Below are 17,441 nucleotides of genomic sequence, written 5' to 3'. Positions count from 1 at the left end.
GCATCGGACGGAGGCAGGGGCGAGCGGGGCCGCCCGCGCGGGGTGGGGGAGAATCCGTACCCCCGCCAATCGCCTTTTCCAGGAGTGAGTCACGCCGATGTCGCTGCTCGCCAGATTCAGCCTCGCCAACCGGGGGCTGATCGCCCTCATCGCGGTGGTGACCACGCTGTTCGGGGCGTTCGCCGTACCGTCACTGAAGCAGCAGCTCCTGCCGTCGCTGGAGTTCCCGGCCGCGTTCATCGTCGCGGTCTATCCCGGCGCCGGGCCCGAGGTGGTCGAGTCGCAGGTCACCGAGCCGATCGAGAACAGCCTCCAGGGCATCCCCGGGCTGGACCAGGTCACCTCGACCTCCCGCGAGGGATCGGCGACCGTCCAGGTCCAGTACGAGTTCGGCACCGACCTGGACGACGTCGTCAACAAGATGCAGACCGCGCTCAACCGGATCGACGCGCAGCTGCCGGAGGGGGTCGACCCGCAGGTCATCGCCGGCAGCACCGACGACCTGCCCGCGGTGGTGCTCGCCGCCTCCGGCGGTGACGACCAGCGCGTCCTGGCGGAGAAGCTGCGGGGCACGGTCGTGCCGGAGCTGGAGGCGATCGAGGGGGTACGGACGGTCGAGCTGACCGGTGCCCGCGACGACGTCGTGGTGGTCACCCCGGACCCGGCCAAGATGGCGGCCGCGAAGCTCCAGCCGACCGCCCTCGGCGCGGCGCTGAAGACCAACGGCGTGACGGTGCCGGCCGGCGCGGTGACCGACGGCACCCGCGCCCTCCCCGTGCAGGTCGGCACCCGGCTGGCGACGCTGGACGACCTGCGTGGCGTCGTCGTCGCGCCGGCGACGGGCCGGACGGCCCCGGTCCGCCTCGGCGACGTGGCCACCGTCGAGCAGCAGCTCGCCCCGGCCACCGCGATCACCCGCACGAACGGCAAGGACAGCCTGGGCATCGCGATCACCGCGGCGCCGGACGGCAACGCGGTGGAGATCTCCCACGAGATCCGTGACCGCCTCGCCGACCTGCGGGGTGCCTCCGGCGCCGAACTGACCGTCGTCTTCGACCAGGCGCCGTTCGTCGAGAAGTCGATCGAGACCCTGACCACCGAGGGCCTGCTGGGCCTGGTCATGGCCGTCGTGGTCATCCTGGTCTTCCTGCTGTCGGTCCGCTCCACGGTGGTCACCGCGGTCTCCATCCCGCTCTCGGTGGTGGTCGCGCTGATCGCCCTCTGGATCGGCGACTACTCGCTCAACCTGCTCACCCTCGGCGCGCTCACCATCGCGGTCGGCCGGGTGGTCGACGACTCGATCGTCGTGCTGGAGAACATCAAGAGACACCTGGAGTACGGCGAGCCGAAGCGGGAGGCGATCCTCGCCGCCGTCCGCGAGGTGGCCGGGGCGGTGACCGCGTCCACCCTCACCACGGTGGCCGTCTTCGCGCCGATCGCGCTGGTGGGCGGCTTCGTCGGGCAGCTCTTCGCGCCGTTCGCGATCACCGTCACGGTGGCTCTGCTCGCCTCGCTGCTGGTCTCGCTGACCGTCATCCCGGTGCTCGCGTACTGGTTCCTGAAGCCGCCGGCCGGCACGGCGGACGACGCCGCGCTGCGCCGGGCGGCGGAGGAGAAGGAGCTGCGCAGCCCGTTGCAGCGGGCGTACCTGCCGGTGATCGGGTTCGCCACCCGCAAGCGGGCCACCCGGTGGATCACGCTCGGGCTCGGCATGCTCGTGCTCTTCGGCACCTTCGGCCTGTCCCGGCAGCTGGAGACCAACTTCATCGACGACTCCGGCCAGGACACGCTGAGCATCACCCAGGAGCTGCCGGCGGGCACCGGGCTGGCCGGCACCGACGCGGCGGCCCGCCAGATCGAGGCGGTGCTGGAGCGTACCGAGGACGTCGAGACGTACCAGGTCACGGCGGGCGGCGGGGACAACCCGTTCGGCGGCGGCGGCAACAACGTCGCCAACTGGTCGCTGGCTCTCGGCGACGGCACCGACGCCCAGCAGATGCGGGAGAAGCTGCGCCGGGAGTTCGACGCGCTGGGCCCGGGCATCGGTGAGGTCAGCTTCGGCGCCGGTCAGGGCGGGGCGGCGGCCAACCAGATCGAGGTGGTCGTGCAGGGCGCCGACCAGGAGGCGCTGGCCCGGGCCGCCGAGGAGGTCCGTACGGCGATGGCCGGGCTGGCGGGCGTCGAGGACGTCTCCACGAGCCTCGCCACGCGGGTGCCGCGCGTCGACGTCACCGTCGACCGGGTCGCCGCCGGCCGGGTCGGGCTCACCGAGGCCGCCGTCGGCCAGGTGGTGGCGCAGGCGTTCCGGGGCTCGCCCCTGGGGCAGGTCACGCTCGACGAGGGGCAGCGGGACGTGGTGCTGCGGTTCGCGGGCAAGCCGCCGACCACGGTGGCGGAGCTGCGCGCGATGCCGGTCGGGCCGGTGAAGCTCGACGACATCGCCGAGGTCACCCAGACCGAGGGCCCGCAGCAGGTGAGCCGGATCGACGGCGAGCGCAGCGTCTCCGTCACCGGTACGGCCACCGGCTCGAACCTCGGGGCCATCACGCAGGAGTTGCAGAAGAAGCTGGACGGCATCAAGGTGCCGGGGGCGAGCTTCGAGATCGGCGGAGTCAGCGCCGACCAGGAGGAAGCTTTCGCGGACCTGGGCCTGGCGGTGCTCGCGGCCATCGCGATCGTCTTCCTGATCATGGTGGCGACGTTCCGCAGCCTGGTCCAGGCGCTGATCCTGCTGATCTCCATCCCGTTCGCGGCGACCGGTGCGATCGGCCTGCTGCTCGCCACCGGCACCCCGCTGGGCGTGCCGGCGCTGATCGGCGTGCTCATGCTGGTCGGCATCGTGGTGACGAACGCGATCGTGCTGCTGGACCTGGTCAACCAGTACCGGGCCCAGGGCATGGGCGTCCAGGAGGCGGTGGTCGAGGGCGGCCGGCGCCGGCTGCGGCCGATCCTGATGACCGCCGTCGCCACCATCTTCGCGCTGCTGCCGATGGCGTTCGGCCTCACCGGGGAGGGCGGCTTCATCTCCAAGCCGCTGGCCATCGTGGTGATCGGTGGTCTGCTCAGCTCGACGCTGCTCACCCTGATCCTGGTGCCGACGCTCTACGCGATGGCGGAGAACACCAAGGAGTCGTTCCGGTCCCGGCGGGCCCGCCGCTCCGTTGGTGCGGCGCCGGCCACCCCGGCGGACCCGGCCGGCGACGACGGCGGGGCGCCCGCCGCCGAGCCGGTCCCGGTGCCCGCCGCGGGCCCGGCGTCCACCGCCGACGCCGAGGCCGCAGACGCCCCGGCGCCCCGGCCGACGCCGTCGGGCGCGCTGGTGGACGGCACCGACCAGTTCGAGGTGCTGCGGCTGCCGAAGAGCCGCAAGTCCCCGCTGCCGCCGGCCGAGTAACGGCGGTCCGCGAACACCCCCGGCGGGTCCCACCCGCCGGGGGTGTTCGCGTTCGGTCAGGTACCCGCCGTACGCCCGGCCCGCCGGTCGCCGCCGGGTAGGGTCCCGGACGTGCCGTCCACCGTCTCGGTCCTCACCCACAACCGCAACTTCCGCAATCTGTTCCTCGCCGAGCTGGTGGTCTTCGGCGCCGACTGGTTCGTCATGGTGCCGCTGCTGGTGCTGCTGCCGGACCTGACGGGCAGCGGCGTGTGGGGCGCGCTGGTGCTCGCCGTCGACACCGGGATCGTGGCGCTGCTGCTGCCGTACACGGGCACGATCGCGGACCGCTTCGACCGACGCAAGATCATGATCATTTCGAACGTCGCGGCACTGCTCGGCGTGCTGCTGCTGCTCGGGGTACGCAGCGCCGGAACGGCCTGGCTGGCGATGGCCGGGATCGGGGTGGTGGCGGTCGCCAAGGCCTTCTACTCGCCGGCGGCCCAGGCGGCCCTGCCCAACGTGCTCGACCCCGACGAGCTGGCCGCCGGCAACGCCGTCGCGGGGTCGGCCTGGGGCACGATGACCGTCGTCGGCGCGTCCCTCGGTGGCGTGCTCAGCGCCGCCGTCGGCCCGTACGCCTGCTTCTGGGTGGCGGCCGTGGGCCTGGTGGTCGCCGCGGGCCTGGCCACGCTGATCCGCCGGCCGTTGCAGGCGCCCCGCGACGCGGCGCTGCCGGTGCAGCGGACCTGGCCCGCGATCCGGGAGGCGCTGGGCTACATCGGGCACCGGCCGAGGGTCCTGGCGCTGGTCACCGTGAAGTCGGCGGTCGGCCTCGGCAACGGCGTGCTGACGGTGTTTCCGCTGCTCGCGGCGGTGTACGGCGTAGGCCCTGTCGGCACCGGGCTGCTCTTCGCGGTCCGCGGGGCGGGCGCGCTCGTCGGGCCGATCCTGATGCGCCGGGTGCTGACCAACCGGGCCTGGCTGCTGCCCGGGCTCGCGTTGTCCATGTCCCTCTACGGCCTGGCCTACCTCGGCACCTCGGTCGCCCGCTGGTTCCCGCTGGTGCTGGCCCTGGTCTTCGTCGCCCACTTCGCGGGCGGCAGCAACTGGGTGATGTCGAACTTCGCCCTCCAGGGCGAGGTGCCGGACCGGCTGCGGGGCCGCGTCTTCGCCACCGACATGATGCTCGCGACCCTCGCCGTCTCGGTCAGCCAGCTCGCGGTCGCCGCCGTGGTGGACACCGTGGACGAGCGGGCGGTGCTGGCCACCTGCGGTCTGGTCACGGTGGTCTACGCGATCGGCTGGCGGATCGCCACCCGCCGGCTCTCGCTCACGGACCCGGCCGGGCAGCCGGCCCCGACCCCCGCCCGCTGACCGGCCCGCCGGTCAGGGTCGGTCCGGCGCGGTGTCCGTCGGCGCGTCGGGCCGGGACCGGCCGTCCCACTGCGCCGGCACGTCGGCGCCGCCCGCCGCGTCCCACCCCGCGCCCGCCTGCGGCACCGGCTGAGCGGCCGGCACCGGCTGGCCGGCCGGCGTCCGCTGACCGTCGCCGAACGGACCGGCCTCCGCGCCGCGCGCCCGCCGCCCGGCCAGCACCGCCGCGACCAGCAGACCCGTCCCGAGGGGGTACGCCAGAGCCTGCACCCCGCCGTGGGCCAGGTTCAGCAGCTGGAAGTTCGAGCGCCCCCAGTCGGAGCCGAACACCCGGGGCAGCAACAGCGTCCAGGCCGCGCCGAGCAGCGCACTGACCAGCAGCACGGTGAGCCCGGACAGCGCCAGCATCCGGGGTTTGCGGGGCAACCGCTGCCCGGCGGTCGCGGCCAGTACGAGGCCCACCAGCAACACCAGCACCGTGGGCGTCTCGAAGGCGGCCATCGTCGCCAGGTACCCGAATTCGCGCATCCCTGCCTCCAGCCGCCGTCGGTCGGGCCAGGCTAACGGAACCACAGTGCCGCCACCGGCCACCGGCCACCGGAGCAGTCGGCCGTCCGGCCCGTCCCAGCCGGCGGGCGGAGATTCGCGTCGTCGGTGCGCAGCCCTACCATGAGCCCGTGCCGACGAACTTCACCTCCGGCCCGGTCCGGGTCCGGGTCCCCGCCACCAGCGCCAACCTGGGGCCGGGGTTCGACGCGTTGGGGCTCGCCCTGGCGCTGCACGACGACGTGGCCGCCGAGGTGACGGCGCAGGGCGTCACGGTGGCGGTGGCCGGGCAGGGCGCCGGGGAGCTGCCGACCGACGACCGGCACCTGGTCGTCCGCGCCATGCGTACGGCCTTCGACGTGCTCGGCGGGCAGCCGTCCGGGCTGGCGGTGGAGTGCGTCAACCGCATCCCGCAGGCCCGCGGGCTGGGCTCCTCGTCCGCGGCGATCGTCGCCGGCGTACTGCTGGCCCGTGCGCTGGTCCACGACGGGGAGGCACGCCTCGACGACGCCGCCGCCCTGCGCCTTGCCGCGGAGATCGAGGGCCATCCGGACAACGTGGCGCCGTGTCTGCTCGGCGGCTTCACCCTGGCCTGGACGGAGCCGTCCGGCGCCCGCGCGGTGTCGCTGCCGGTCGCCGACGGCGTACGACCGATGGTCTTCGTGCCGGCGGAGCGCGGCCTGACGGCGGCAGCGCGGGCCGCGCTGCCGGCCACCGTGCCCCACGTCGACGCGGCGCTCAACGCCGGCCGGGCCGCGCTGCTGGTGCACGCGCTGACCGCCGACCCCGCTCTGCTGCTGCCGGCCACGGTCGACCGGCTGCACCAGGACTACCGCGCGCCGGGCATGCCGGGCACCGCCGCCCTGGTGAAAGCGCTGCGTGAGGCCGGTGTGGCCGCTGTGGTCAGCGGTGCGGGCCCGACCGTGCTGGCCCTGAGCGACCCGCCCGAGGGCTTCGAGGCGGGAACAGGTTGGCAGGTCTGGCGGTTGGATCCAGACGGGCGCGGAGCACAGGTTGCCCGGGGTAGACTGGGACACGCAGAGCGGGACCCTGTTGCCGCAGGTCGGAAGAGTTGATTACGCTCTAGACTTAGCACAGCCGCGAAGCATGCGATCTCCCTGCGGGTCGGCGCACCCCCGAAGCTTTCGGCGGTCAGCCCGTCACCCCTGCCTAGGCCCACGCCGCACCGCAGTCTTCACAGGTCGCCGCAGACGGCGAGACCTGCTCACCGACGTTTGGTGAGTCGGGAAACCGACCGGCTGCTGTGTTACAGACTCCCGCGACGCGTCCTTGCGAGGCGGGTGCACCGAGGCCGCCCGGCCACCTTGCTTTTCGACTCCGGGCAGTCCCGGCCTATCGAGGGAAGGAATCCATTGAGCGACACCACCGACGTGACGTCGGATGTTTCCAACGTCGCTGGCGATGCCACCACCGCCGCCGCCCCCGCCCGTCGTCGGCGTAGCGGCACCGGCCTGTCGGCGATGCTGCTGCCGGAGCTGCAGAGCCTGGCCGCGTCGCTCGGCATCTCGGGCACGGCCCGTATGCGCAAGGGCGAGCTGATCAGCGCGATCTCCGAGCGGCAGGGCGGCGGCGCCGCCGGGACCCCTCGACCGCGGGCCGAGGTCGCGGCCGCTGCCGCTCCCACCCGGGAAGAGGCCCCCGCCGAGGTCCGCGAGAGCACCGAGCGGCCGGCGGCCGAGCGGCGCGCCGCGGAGCAGGCTCCGGCCGAGCCGGCGGCGGTCGAGGCCGAGCCGCGTGGCCGGACCCGGCGCAGCCGGGCCGCCACCTCCGAGGCGCGGGCCGCGGAGGCCCGTCCGACGGAGACGCGTCCCACGACGGAGCGGCCCGCGGAGGCCCGTCCGGCCGAGACGCGTACGGACGAGGCCGAGGTCGGCGAGCGTGCCGAGGGCCGTGGCCGTGACCGTGCTGAGCGTGGCGACCGTGCCGAGCGTGGCGACCGCAGCGAGCGGGGCGCCGAGCGTGCCGAGCGCGGTGACCGTGCCGAGCGCGGTGACCGTGCCGAGCGCGGTGCCGAGCGCGGTGCCGAGCGGGGCGACCGTGCTGAGCGCGGTGACCGTGCCGAGCGCGGTGACCGCAACGAGCGCGGCGACCGTGCCGAGCGGGGCGCTGAGCGTGCCGAGCGCGGTGACCGTGCCGAGCGCGGTGACCGTGCCGAGCGCGGGGACCGCAACGAGCGGAGCGACCGTGGCGAGCGCGGGGACCGCAACGACCGTGGCGAGCGTGCCGAGCGGGGCGACCGCGACCGTAACGAGCGCGGCGACCGGGGCCAGCGGGTCGAGCGCGACAACGACGGCGACGACGACGAGGGCGGCGGCCGGCGTGGCCGGCGCAGCCGGTTCCGGGACCGTCGCCGTGGCCGCGGCGAGCGTGCCGAGGGCGGCGACGGCGGGCGTGACGGCGGGCGCGAGCCGCAGGTCGGCGAGGACGACGTGCTCGTCCCGGTGGCCGGCATCATCGACGTGCTCGACAACTACGCCTTCGTGCGGACCACCGGCTACCTGGCGGGCCCGAACGACGTCTACGTCTCCATGTCGCAGATCAAGAAGTACGGCCTGCGGCGCGGTGACGCCATCACCGGTGCGGTGCGCGCCTCGCGCGACGGCGAGCAGCGGCGGGACAAGTACAACCCGCTGGTGCGGCTGGACACCATCAACGGGATGGAGCCCGACGAGGCCAAGCGCCGGCCGGAGTTCTACAAGCTCACCCCGCTCTACCCGCAGGAGCGACTGCGGTTGGAGACCGAGCCGCACATCCTCACCACCCGGGTCATCGACCTGGTCATGCCGCTCGGCAAGGGCCAGCGTGCGCTGATCGTGTCGCCGCCGAAGGCGGGTAAGACGATGGTGCTCCAGGCCATCGCGAACGCGATCACGCACAACAACCCGGAGTGCCACCTGATGGTGGTGCTGGTGGACGAGCGGCCCGAAGAGGTCACCGACATGCAGCGTTCGGTGAAGGGTGAGGTCATCGCGGCGACGTTCGACCGTCCGCCGCAGGACCACACCACGGTGGCCGAGTTGGCGATCGAGCGGGCGAAGCGCCTGGTCGAGCTGGGCCACGACGTGGTCGTGCTGCTCGACTCGGTGACCCGCCTCGGTCGGTCGTACAATCTGGCGGCACCGGCCAGCGGCCGGATCATGTCGGGTGGTATCGACTCCACGGCGCTCTACCCGCCGAAGCGCTTCCTCGGTGCGGCCCGCAACATCGAGAACGGCGGCTCGCTGACCATCCTCGCCACCGCGCTGGTGGAGACCGGTTCCATGGCGGACACGGTCATCTTCGAGGAGTTCAAGGGCACCGGCAACGCGGAGCTGAAGCTGGACCGGAAGATCGCCGACAAGCGCATCTTCCCGGCCATCGACATCCACCCGTCCGGCACGCGTAAGGAGGAGATCCTGCTCGCGCCGGAGGAACTGGCCATCATCCACAAGCTCCGGAAGGTCCTGCACTCGCTGGACTCGCAGGCGGCGCTGGACCTGCTGCTCGACAAGCTCAAGCAGACCCGCACCAACATCGAGTTCCTGATGCAGATCGCGAAGTCGACGCCGGGGGAGTGACCCTGCCCGGGTGAGACGAGCGAGAAGGGCACGGCCATCTGGCCGTGCCCTTCTCGCGTTCCAAGCCCAAGCCTGGCCTCCTCACCTCGGGCGGCGGAGCCGCCGAGAGAGCCCGCCACGGGTCATCGACATGCCGACCGCCCGAGTTGCTGTCGGTAACCAATGCCTGCGACGGAGCTGGCATTACTCTGCGTGATCGCTTGTGGTCGCGTGGCGAGTCCCGATGATTGGGCTGTCGCTGCTGACGCCTGCTGACCAGGCGATTCGCCGAAAGGGCCGAAGCTGCCGCCCTGCTCTCCCTACTCCCTTTGCTCTGCATCCATATGCGCACCGCCTACCGTGCGTGCCCGGTGCCTATGTGGATGCAGAGCAAAGGGGACGGAGTTGGAGGTGGGAGAGGGCATGGAGGACTTACGCTCCGTGACCGGAGGTGGAGAGGGCGGGCGCCGCTGTGCGACACGGTGCAGGCCGCGCGCCCCCTCCTGCGGCCCCCCCCGGCGCCGCAGTGCGGTGCCGTGGCGCGGGGCGCAGCCTCCGCCGTGCCACGGTGCGGCCGCGGGCGCGCTGGGGCTCGCGCCCAGTCGGGGTGCCGCGCCGAGTCGGGGGCCGCGCCGGGGCCGAGGGGGCCCGCGCCGGTCGGGGCGCCGCAACTCAGCCGAGGCGCGGGCGGGCGTCGGGGCGGTGGCAACCCGACGGGCGGAGTTTTCCTTCGCTTTGGCTGGCAGGTATTGAAACTTCTATTCACCGTCCGGTTGACTGTCGCCCATGCGTACCCGCAGACGATCCGCCCGGCTCGCAGGCGTCCTGCTGCTGACGCCGCTGCTCACCCTGGCCGGCACCGTGCCGGCGAACGCCGGTGCGCCCGCTCCGGCCACCGATCCCTCCGTCACCGCGGCCGAGGACGCACCGCGTGCCTCCTCGTACTCCGCGGACTCCGTGACGCTCGCGGGCGATCCCGCCGCGAGCACGTCGGCCGCCGCCGCACCGACCGGTGTGGAGCCGGCCGGCGGGCTGGAGACCGCGAAGACCACCCGCCCGGTCGCCCCGGGCCTCGCCCTGACCTCCTTCGACCGGTACGACGCCGACGGCTGGCTGCGCGCGGACGCGCTGACGGCCGACCTGACCGGCGGCCTCACCGTGGACTACGTCAACTCCGGCGCGGTCAGCCGGGCCGAGCCGCTGAGGGGCGCCGTCGACGCGGCCCGGGCGGTCGCCGCGGTCAACGGCGACTTCTTCGACATCAACAACTCCGGCGCCGCCCAGGGCGTCGGGATCCGGAACGGGCAACTCGTCCAGTCGGCGGTCAGCGGGCACCGCAACGCCGTCGCGATCACGACCGAGGGGCTCGGCCGGGTCATCGAGGTGAACTTCGACGGCACCGCGACGCTGCCCACCGGTCCGGTGACGTTGACCCAGTTCAACAACATGATCCAGGCGAACGGCATCGGTGTGTTCACGGCGCTCTGGGGGTCGTACACCCGGGAACGTGCCGTTTCCGGCGCCGCCCGCGTGACGGAGGTCACCGTGGTCGACGGCCGCGTCGTCACCGTGGCCGGCACGGCCGGCAGCGGGGCGATCCCGGCGGGCACCACCGTGCTGCTCGGCCGCGACGCGGGTGCGGACGCCCTCGCGGGGCTGCGCCCCGGCGACGCGGTCACGGTCGCCTACCGGCCCAAGCCGGCCGACGGCAGCAACCTGCGCGCGGCGGTCGGGGGCGGCAACGTGCTGGTCCGCGACGGGGTGGTGCAGAGCATCGCCGACACGTCGCTGGCCCCGCGTACCTCCGTCGGCTTCTCCGCCGACGGCCGACGCATGATCATGTTGACCGTGGACGGCCGGCAGGTCGACAGCCGCGGCGTCACCCAGACCGAGATGGGCCGCATGATGGCCGAACTCGGCGCGCACCACGCGCTCAACCTCGACGGCGGCGGCTCGTCCACGCTGCTCGCCCGGGAGCCGGGCGCGGCGGCCGTGCAGGTGGAGAACAGCCCGTCCGACGGCAGCGAGCGTGCCGTGCCCAACGGCCTGGCCATCTACGCGCCCAAGGGCAGCGGCCGGCTCACCGGGTACTGGCTGGAGACCGCCAGCGACCCGACGACCGCCCCGGGCGTCGCGCCGGTGCGCGGCGGCCGACCCGACCGCGTCTTCCCCGGCCTGACCCGGCGGCTCACCGCCGCCGGGCACGACGAGACGTACGGCCCGGCGGCCGGCGCGCCGATGTGGCGGGCCAACCCGGCGGTGCACGGCATCGTCGACAGCAAGGGCCGGTTCCGGGCCGGGTTGCCCGGGAAGACCACGGTCACCGCCTCGCGGGGCGCGGCCCGTGGCGCCCTCGACCTGACCGTGCTCGGGCCGCTGGCCCGCATCGACTCCACCGTGGAGCGGGTCGGCCTGACCGGTGCCGAGGGCAGCGCGCTGTTCGGCGTCGTCGGCTACGACGCCGAGGGCAACACCGCCCCGATCGAGCCGGCCGACCTGAAGCTCGACTACGACAAGGACCTGCTGAGGATCGCCCCGACCGCCGACGGCAACCTCGCCGTCACCGCTCTGCGGGACACCGGCTCGGCGCTGGTCACCGTCCACGTCGGCCGCAGCAGCACCGTCCTGCCGGTCACCGTCGGGCTCGCCGACGTGCCGGTGGCCGGCTTCGACGACGCGGCGGCCTGGAAGTTCAGCCAGGCCCGGGCCAGCGGCGCCGTCGCGCCCGCGCCGGGCCGCACCGGCACGGGCCTGAAGATGACGTACGACTTCAGCCAGTCCACCGGCACCCGGGCCGCGTACGCGGACCCGCCGGCCTGGATCACGGTGCCGGGCCAGCCGCAGGCGTTCGGCATGTGGATCCACGGCAACGGCACGGGGGAGTGGCCCAGCCTGCACCTGCACGACGCGCAGGACACCCAGCACGTGCTGCGCGGCCCGCTGATCACCTGGACGGGCTGGAAGTACGTCGAGTTCGCCGTCCCCGCCGGGGTGCAGTACCCGGTGCGGGTCCGCCGGTTCTACGTGGCGGAGACCAACGCCGCCGCGCAGTACCGCAGCGAGGTCATCATCGACGACCTGGTGGCGAAGGTGCCGCCGACGGTCGACGTGCCGGCCGAGAAGCCGCGTACCGACCGGGTGGTGCTGCGTGACGGCACTGTGGACGGTGCGCCCTGGCGCTTCGCCGTCCTGTCCGACGCGCAGTTCGTCGCGGCGAACCCGGACAGCGACCTGGTCGCCCAGGCCCGCCGTACGCTGCGCGAGGTCAAGGCCGCGAAGCCGGACTTCCTGGTCATCAACGGCGACTTCGTGGACACCGCCTACCCGGCGGACTTCGCGCTGGCCAAGCGGCTGCTGGACGAGGAGCTCGGCGGCGAGGTGCCGTACTACTACGTGCCCGGCAACCACGAGATCATGGGCGCTCCGATCGCCAACTTCCGGGCCGCCTTCGGCGACACCGAGCGCACCTTCGACCACAAGGGCACCCGGTTCGTCACGCTGAACTCGTCGACCGGCTCGCTGCGCGGCGGCGGTTTCGACCAGGTGCGGATGCTGCGCGAGGCGCTCGACTCGGCGGCCGGCGACCCGGCCGTCGGTTCGGTGGTCGTGCTGCACCACCACCCGCCGCGCGACCCGAGCCCGGCCAAGGCCAGCCAGCTCGGCGACCGGAAGGAGGCGGCGCTGCTGGAGCAGTGGCTGGCCGACTTCCAGCACCGCACCGGCAAGGGGACCGCGTTCGTCGGCGGGCACGTCGGCACCTTCCACGCCGACCGGGTCGACGGGGTGCCGTACCTGATCAACGGCAACGCGGGCAAGAACCCCTCCACCCCGGCCGACCAGGGCGGCTTCACCGGGTGGACCGAGTTCGGGGTGGACCCGGTGAGCCCGGCCGAGGCCGACCGGGCGCGGCGCAACCCGCTCGTCGAGGGCCCGCGCTGGGTCGCCGCCGAGACCCACGCGCACGTCGACGCGCTCGCGCTGACCGCCCCGGCCGGCGTCGCGGTCGGCGCACCGGCGACGGTCACCGCCACGGTGACCCAGCCCGGCGGGCGTACGGTGCCGGTGGCGGCGCCGGTGAGCGCGGACTGGTCCGCCTCGCCGAACGTGCACGTCGGCTCGATCCTCGGGCTGCGGCCCTGGCACGTGGCCCGCTTCGACCCGGCCACCGGCAAGCTCACGGCCCTGCGCCCCGGCGCCCAGGTCAAGCTGGCCGTCGCGGTCAACGGCGCGCACGCCGAGGCCACGATCACCCTGACGGCCGCCGCCCAGGCCCCGGCCGCCTGACAGGTGTGGAGGGCCCTTCCGGCGGCTGCCGTCCGGAGGGGCCCTCCGCACTCCCGGAGTGCGCGGGCCGGCCGGTCGGGCGACGGCCGGGACCGCGTGTGAGCCGGGCCGCGAGAGGGCTCAGAAGTCGCCCTCGGCCACCTGGAAGACGGTGAGGCCGAGGGCGCGCCACATCCGCACCACCTGCTGGCGGTCGTCGAAGACGCCGACCACCCGGTAGCGGCCGGCGATCTCGCGCTCGTAGATCTCCCGCTTGACCACGGAGTCCTTCCGGCGGTCGCCGACGGCGCGCAGGTGCAGCCCGAGATAGGGGACGCGGACGTGCCGGGCCAGCCACTCCTCGGTGGCGGCGCGGGCGGTGGCGTCCCGGCCCGAGCAGAACACCACCGCGTACCCGGCGGCGTGCATCGCCCGCACCGCCGCGATCACCGCCGCGTTCGGCTCGTCCTCGCCGACCCGGGTCATGTCGTACGGGCTGCGCGAGACGTTCAGCGCGACCGTGCCGTCGATGTCGACCAGCACGATCTCCGGCGGCTCGGTCGACGGGGCGTGCACCGTGGCGGGCCGTCCCGTCCGGGCCTGCGGCACGGGCAGCGGCAGCGTACGACCCTCCAGGTAGCGCTCGTGCAGCCGGCGGATCCACGCCTCGCCGACCCGGTCGGCCTCGGGGCGGGCCGCGTCGCGGCGCAGGCACTCCGCCAGCGGCACGTCGGTGAAGTCGTGCACCTCGAACTCGGCGCCGTGCCGGGCGGCCAGGTCGGCCCAGTCGCGCAGGGTCCGCGAGCGCAGGTTGGTGTCGTCGACGCAGACGTCGGCGCGCATCCGCAGCAGCGCCTCCACCTGCGCCCGCTGCACGACGGTGACCTGCCACTCCGCCCGCTGGGTGAACAGCCGCTCGCCGTGCAGCATCCGGCGCAGGTCGTCCCGGTTGACGCGGACCACGGACGGCTGGAGCGTCCGGGCGAACGTGGTCTTGCCGGAGGCGGGCAGTCCCCGGGTGGCGATCAGGCGGGCCATCGGCTCCTCCGTGTCGTACGTCGTCGGTGGTCCCGTCGCCTCCCGCGCCGTGCCCCGGGCGGGGCACGCCCGGACGGCGGCCGTGCCGGGGTGAATGCCCGGCCACGCTGCGGGAATGCGGGAGGTGCGGCGTGCGTTGTCGATGCCGGACCAGCCGTGCGGCCCGATTGCCGGGCCGGCGTCCGCCCATGGCACACTGGTCAATCGGCCACCGGTTCCGGTTCACGCCCGAGCCCGTCGCACGCCGCGACGGACACCGACGGCGACCCGGCGACCACCCACGAGAGGACCGAGGCGAGATGAAGTCCAACATCCACCCGGAGTACGTGACCACCGAGGTCAGCTGCTCCTGCGGCAACACGTTCACCACCCGCAGCACCGCCAAGGGCGGCTCGATCCACGTCGAGACCTGCAGCGCCTGCCACCCGTTCTACACCGGCAAGCAGCGCGTCCTGGACACCGCGGGCCGGGTGGCGAAGTTCCAGCAGAAGTACGCCAAGGTTCAGGCCAAGAAGGCCAAGTAGCTCCTCGTTCGGCGCCCGCGTCCGGTCTCGTGCCGGACGCGGGCGTCGTCCGTATTCCCCCTGGTCCCGCCCTCGTCGTCGAAGGAGCCTCCCCCGCATGAGCAGCGAGCGTCTGGCCGCCCTCCTCGACGAGTACGCCGAGCTGGAGAAGCGGCTGGCGGACCCGGCCATCCACGCCGACCAGGGCACCGCCCGCCGGGTCGGCCGCCGGTACGCCGAGCTGGTGCCGCTGCACAAGGCGGCCGGTGAGCTGGAGCAGGCCCGCGCCGACCTCGCCGCCGCCCGCGAGCTGGTCGCCGAGGACGCGTCCTTCGCCGCCGAGGCGGAGTCGATCGCGGCGAGCCTGCCGGGGCTGGAGGAGCGGCTGGCGGAGCTGCTGATCCCACGCGACCCGCACGACGCCAAGGACGTGATCGTCGAGATCAAGGCGGGCGAGGGTGGCGAGGAGTCCGCCCTGTTCGCCGGCGACCTGCTGCGGATGTACACCCGCTACGCCGAGCGGCGCGGCTGGCTCACCGAGGTGATCGACGCCCAGGACTCGGACCTGGGCGGGGTGAAGGACGTCTCGCTGGCGATCAAGACCAAGGGCGTGCCCGAGGGCGGCCACGGCGTCTGGTCCCGGCTCAAGTGGGAGGGCGGCGTGCACCGGGTGCAGCGCGTACCCGTCACCGAGTCGCAGGGCCGCATCCACACGAGCGCCGCCGGCGTGCTGGTGCTGCCGGAGGCCGAGGACGTCGACGTCACCATCGACCCGAACGACCTGCGTATCGACGTGTTTCGCTCGTCCGGCCCGGGCGGGCAGTCGGTGAACACGACCGACTCGGCGGTGCGGATCACGCACGTCCCGACCGGCATCGTGGTCTCCTGCCAGAACGAGAAGTCCCAGTTGCAGAACCGGGAGCAGGCGATGCGGATCCTGCGCGCCCGGCTGCTGGCGGCGGCCCAGGAGCAGGCCGACGCGGCCGCCTCGGACGCCCGCAAGGCGCAGGTGCGCACCGTGGACCGCTCCGAGCGCATCCGCACCTACAACTTCCCGCAGAACCGGATCACCGACCACCGGATCGGCTACACCGCGTACAACCTGGACCTGGCGCTCGCGGGCGACCTGGACGGGGTGCTCGACGCCCTCGCCGAGGCCGACCGCGCCGCCCGCCTGGCCGGCGACACCGAGCTGACCCGCCGCTGACCCCGCCGCCGGCTCGCGGTCAGGAGGCGCGGGGGCGGGTCTTCGCCGCCAGCATCGCGCGGTCGGCGGCCTCGAACGCGGTGCCGAGGGCGTCGCGCAGGCCCGGGCCGGTGGCGCCCACCTCGGCGAAGCCGACGCTGACGCCGACCGGGGTGCCGGGCACCAGCGACTCCCAGTCCTCCGTGCGTACCGCGGCGTCGATGCGGCGGCCCACCTCGGCCGCCTCGGCCATCCCGGCGCCGGGCAGCACCACCACGAACTCGTCCCCGCCGTAGCGGGCCACGAAGTCGCCCCGGCGCATCACCCGGTTGATCACCCCGGCGATGCGCTGGAGCACCAGGTCGCCCGAGTGGTGCCCGTGCCGGGTGTTGACGGCCTTGAAGCCGTCCAGGTCGCAGACGCCGATCACCACCCGGTCGCCGTGGGAGACCACGGTGGCGATGTAGCGCTCCAGCCGCCGCCGGTTGGGCAGCCCGGTCAGCGGGTCGGTCAACGCCTCGCCCTCGAAGCGGGCCGCCTCGCGGCGCATCTCCTCGTGGTCGATGCGGGCGGCGATGCCGTCGATGTAGACGTCCCGGAGCCGGTCGTTGCGCTGGGCGGCCAGCCGGAACGCCAGCCGGTCGGCCCGGTGCGCCCCGGCGTGGTCGCCGGCGCGGGCGAGGGCGATGCTGCGCAGGCGGGCCGGCTCGGCCGCGCCCAGCGTCTCGATGGAGACCTGGACGGTGTCCAGCCGGGTGACGGCCTCGATCGGCCGCCCCTCGGCGACGGCCAGGCAGACCTGGCCGAGCTGGCGCATGTCACGGGCGCGGGCGCTGTCGCCGCCGTGGCCGAGCAGCCGGGACGGGGCGGCGTCCGTGTCGGCGTCCAACCGGTCGCCGAGGGCCGCCCGCCGGGCGGCGGCGTAGCCGTACGCGGCCAGGCTGCTCGGGCGCAGCTTCCCGGCCCGACCGCTGCGCAGGAACCGGTCGAGGTCGGCCGCGACGTCGCGCAGCACCCGCAGGCAGCCGTCGCTGTCGCCGTTGTGGTCCAGCGCCACGGCGTTGCGCAGCCGGATGCCGGGGGCGGCGAAGGTCTCCTCGGGGATCTCGGCGGCGCCGCCGAGCTGCCGGGCCCGTTCGATGGCGCCGAGGGCGTAGCCGTGGAAGCTGAGGTACGAGTAGGCCATCGCCAGGTCGTGCCAGCCCCACGCGGTGTCCCGGTCGGGGTCCGCCACGGCGCCCAGCGCCCGCGCCGCCTTCACGAGGTGGGTGACGCAGCGGTCCGGCGCGCCCTGGTGGTGCGCGGCGAGGGCGGCCAGCGCGTTGAGGTGCCCGAGCAGGTAGGGCTCGGCGAGGTCGCGGACGGCGGTGGAGGCCTCCTCGACGGCCCGGGTGTACTCCGCCGTGCGCCCCAGGTTGATCACCGCGGAGAGGCGCTGCACCAGGGCGTCGGCCCGCGCGTACGGGTCGGTGGTGGTGGTGATGACCCGGTCGAGGATCGCGTACGCCTCGGCGGAGCGGCTGGACTCCTGGAGGGTCCGCGCCCGCGTCAGGGCGTCAACCTGGTCGGTGACCCGGTCGAGCCAACCCACCGCGACC

Annotated in this window: 10 protein-coding genes; 7 read left to right on the top strand and 3 right to left on the bottom strand. The window is 74.1% G+C overall.

All coding sequences use genetic code 11. The features are described from left to right. The first annotated feature begins 97 nt into the window (after window positions 1-97). Window positions 98-3,394 carry an efflux RND transporter permease subunit gene (locus AC5L34_RS00185; RefSeq protein WP_494823608.1) on the top strand — a complete coding sequence of 1,099 codons (3,297 nt, stop codon included), beginning with the start codon at window positions 98-100 and terminating at the stop codon, window positions 3,392-3,394. A 111-nt stretch (window positions 3,395-3,505) separates the two neighbouring features. Then, the gene (locus AC5L34_RS00180; protein ID WP_441175753.1) at window positions 3,506-4,750 is read left to right on the top strand and encodes an MFS transporter; all 1,245 of its coding nucleotides are present in this window, start codon (window positions 3,506-3,508) and stop codon (window positions 4,748-4,750) included. 12 nt (window positions 4,751-4,762) lie between these two features. Here the strand turns inward: AC5L34_RS00180 and AC5L34_RS00175 are convergent, their stop codons facing one another. Next, window positions 4,763-5,278 carry a hypothetical protein gene (locus tag AC5L34_RS00175; RefSeq protein WP_441175754.1) on the bottom strand — a complete coding sequence of 172 codons (516 nt, stop codon included), beginning with the start codon at window positions 5,276-5,278 and terminating at the stop codon, window positions 4,763-4,765. Window positions 5,279-5,427: 149 nt separating this feature from the next. Here AC5L34_RS00175 and thrB point away from each other — a divergent pair, with 149 nt between their 5' ends. The 3 genes from thrB (at window position 5,428) to AC5L34_RS00160 (ending at window position 13,137) form a co-directional block, all read left to right on the top strand. Further along, window positions 5,428-6,372: a homoserine kinase gene (thrB, locus tag AC5L34_RS00170; protein WP_441175755.1), complete on the top strand. Its 945-nt coding sequence runs from the start codon at window positions 5,428-5,430 to the stop codon at window positions 6,370-6,372. A gap of 297 nt (window positions 6,373-6,669) precedes the next feature. Beyond that, entirely contained in the window at window positions 6,670-8,874 is a 2,205-nt protein-coding gene (rho, locus tag AC5L34_RS00165; protein WP_494823607.1) for a transcription termination factor Rho, read from the top strand. A 765-nt stretch (window positions 8,875-9,639) separates the two neighbouring features. Continuing rightward, window positions 9,640-13,137 (top strand): phosphodiester glycosidase family protein, encoded by a 3,498-nt coding sequence (locus AC5L34_RS00160; protein WP_441175757.1) that lies wholly within the window; start codon window positions 9,640-9,642, stop codon window positions 13,135-13,137. 120 nt (window positions 13,138-13,257) lie between these two features. Here the strand turns inward: AC5L34_RS00160 and AC5L34_RS00155 are convergent, their stop codons facing one another. After that, the gene (locus AC5L34_RS00155) at window positions 13,258-14,154 is read right to left on the bottom strand and encodes a phosphatase domain-containing protein (RefSeq protein ID WP_441175758.1); all 897 of its coding nucleotides are present in this window, start codon (window positions 14,152-14,154) and stop codon (window positions 13,258-13,260) included. A 299-nt stretch (window positions 14,155-14,453) separates the two neighbouring features. Between AC5L34_RS00155 and rpmE the strand changes: the two genes are divergently transcribed. Together rpmE and prfA are read left to right on the top strand one after the other, a co-directional pair. After that, the gene (rpmE, locus tag AC5L34_RS00150; protein ID WP_088998650.1) at window positions 14,454-14,678 is read left to right on the top strand and encodes a 50S ribosomal protein L31; all 225 of its coding nucleotides are present in this window, start codon (window positions 14,454-14,456) and stop codon (window positions 14,676-14,678) included. Window positions 14,679-14,775: 97 nt separating this feature from the next. Further along, on the top strand, window positions 14,776-15,864 hold the full coding sequence (prfA, locus tag AC5L34_RS00145; RefSeq protein ID WP_441175759.1) for a peptide chain release factor 1: 1,089 nt from the start codon (window positions 14,776-14,778) through the stop codon (window positions 15,862-15,864). Between the two features lie 19 nt (window positions 15,865-15,883). On the opposite strand, the gene AC5L34_RS00140 is transcribed toward prfA, so the two are convergent. Continuing rightward, window positions 15,884-17,434, bottom strand: coding sequence for a GGDEF domain-containing protein (locus AC5L34_RS00140; protein WP_441175794.1), 1,551 nt, complete (start codon window positions 17,432-17,434; stop codon window positions 15,884-15,886). Between the last annotated feature and the right edge of the window lie 7 nt (window positions 17,435-17,441).

The sequence above is a fragment of the Micromonospora sp. ZG13 genome (assembly GCF_059359355.1).
The sequence above is the reverse complement of the archived record's forward strand: the minus strand, read 5'-3'. Positions and strand labels throughout refer to the sequence as shown.

Bases quoted from the DNA above. Each gene is read 5' to 3' on its own strand.
- AC5L34_RS00175 (WP_441175754.1), bottom strand. From the start codon at position 5,278: ATGCGCGAATTCGGGTACCTGGCGACGATGGCCGCCTTCGAGACGCCC.
- AC5L34_RS00185 (WP_494823608.1), top strand. From the start codon at position 98: ATGTCGCTGCTCGCCAGATTCAGCCTCGCCAACCGGGGGCTGATCGCC.
- AC5L34_RS00155 (WP_441175758.1), bottom strand. From the start codon at position 14,154: ATGGCCCGCCTGATCGCCACCCGGGGACTGCCCGCCTCCGGCAAGACC.
- AC5L34_RS00160 (WP_441175757.1), top strand. From the start codon at position 9,640: ATGCGTACCCGCAGACGATCCGCCCGGCTCGCAGGCGTCCTGCTGCTG.
- prfA (WP_441175759.1), top strand. From the start codon at position 14,776: ATGAGCAGCGAGCGTCTGGCCGCCCTCCTCGACGAGTACGCCGAGCTG.
- rpmE (WP_088998650.1), top strand. From the start codon at position 14,454: ATGAAGTCCAACATCCACCCGGAGTACGTGACCACCGAGGTCAGCTGC.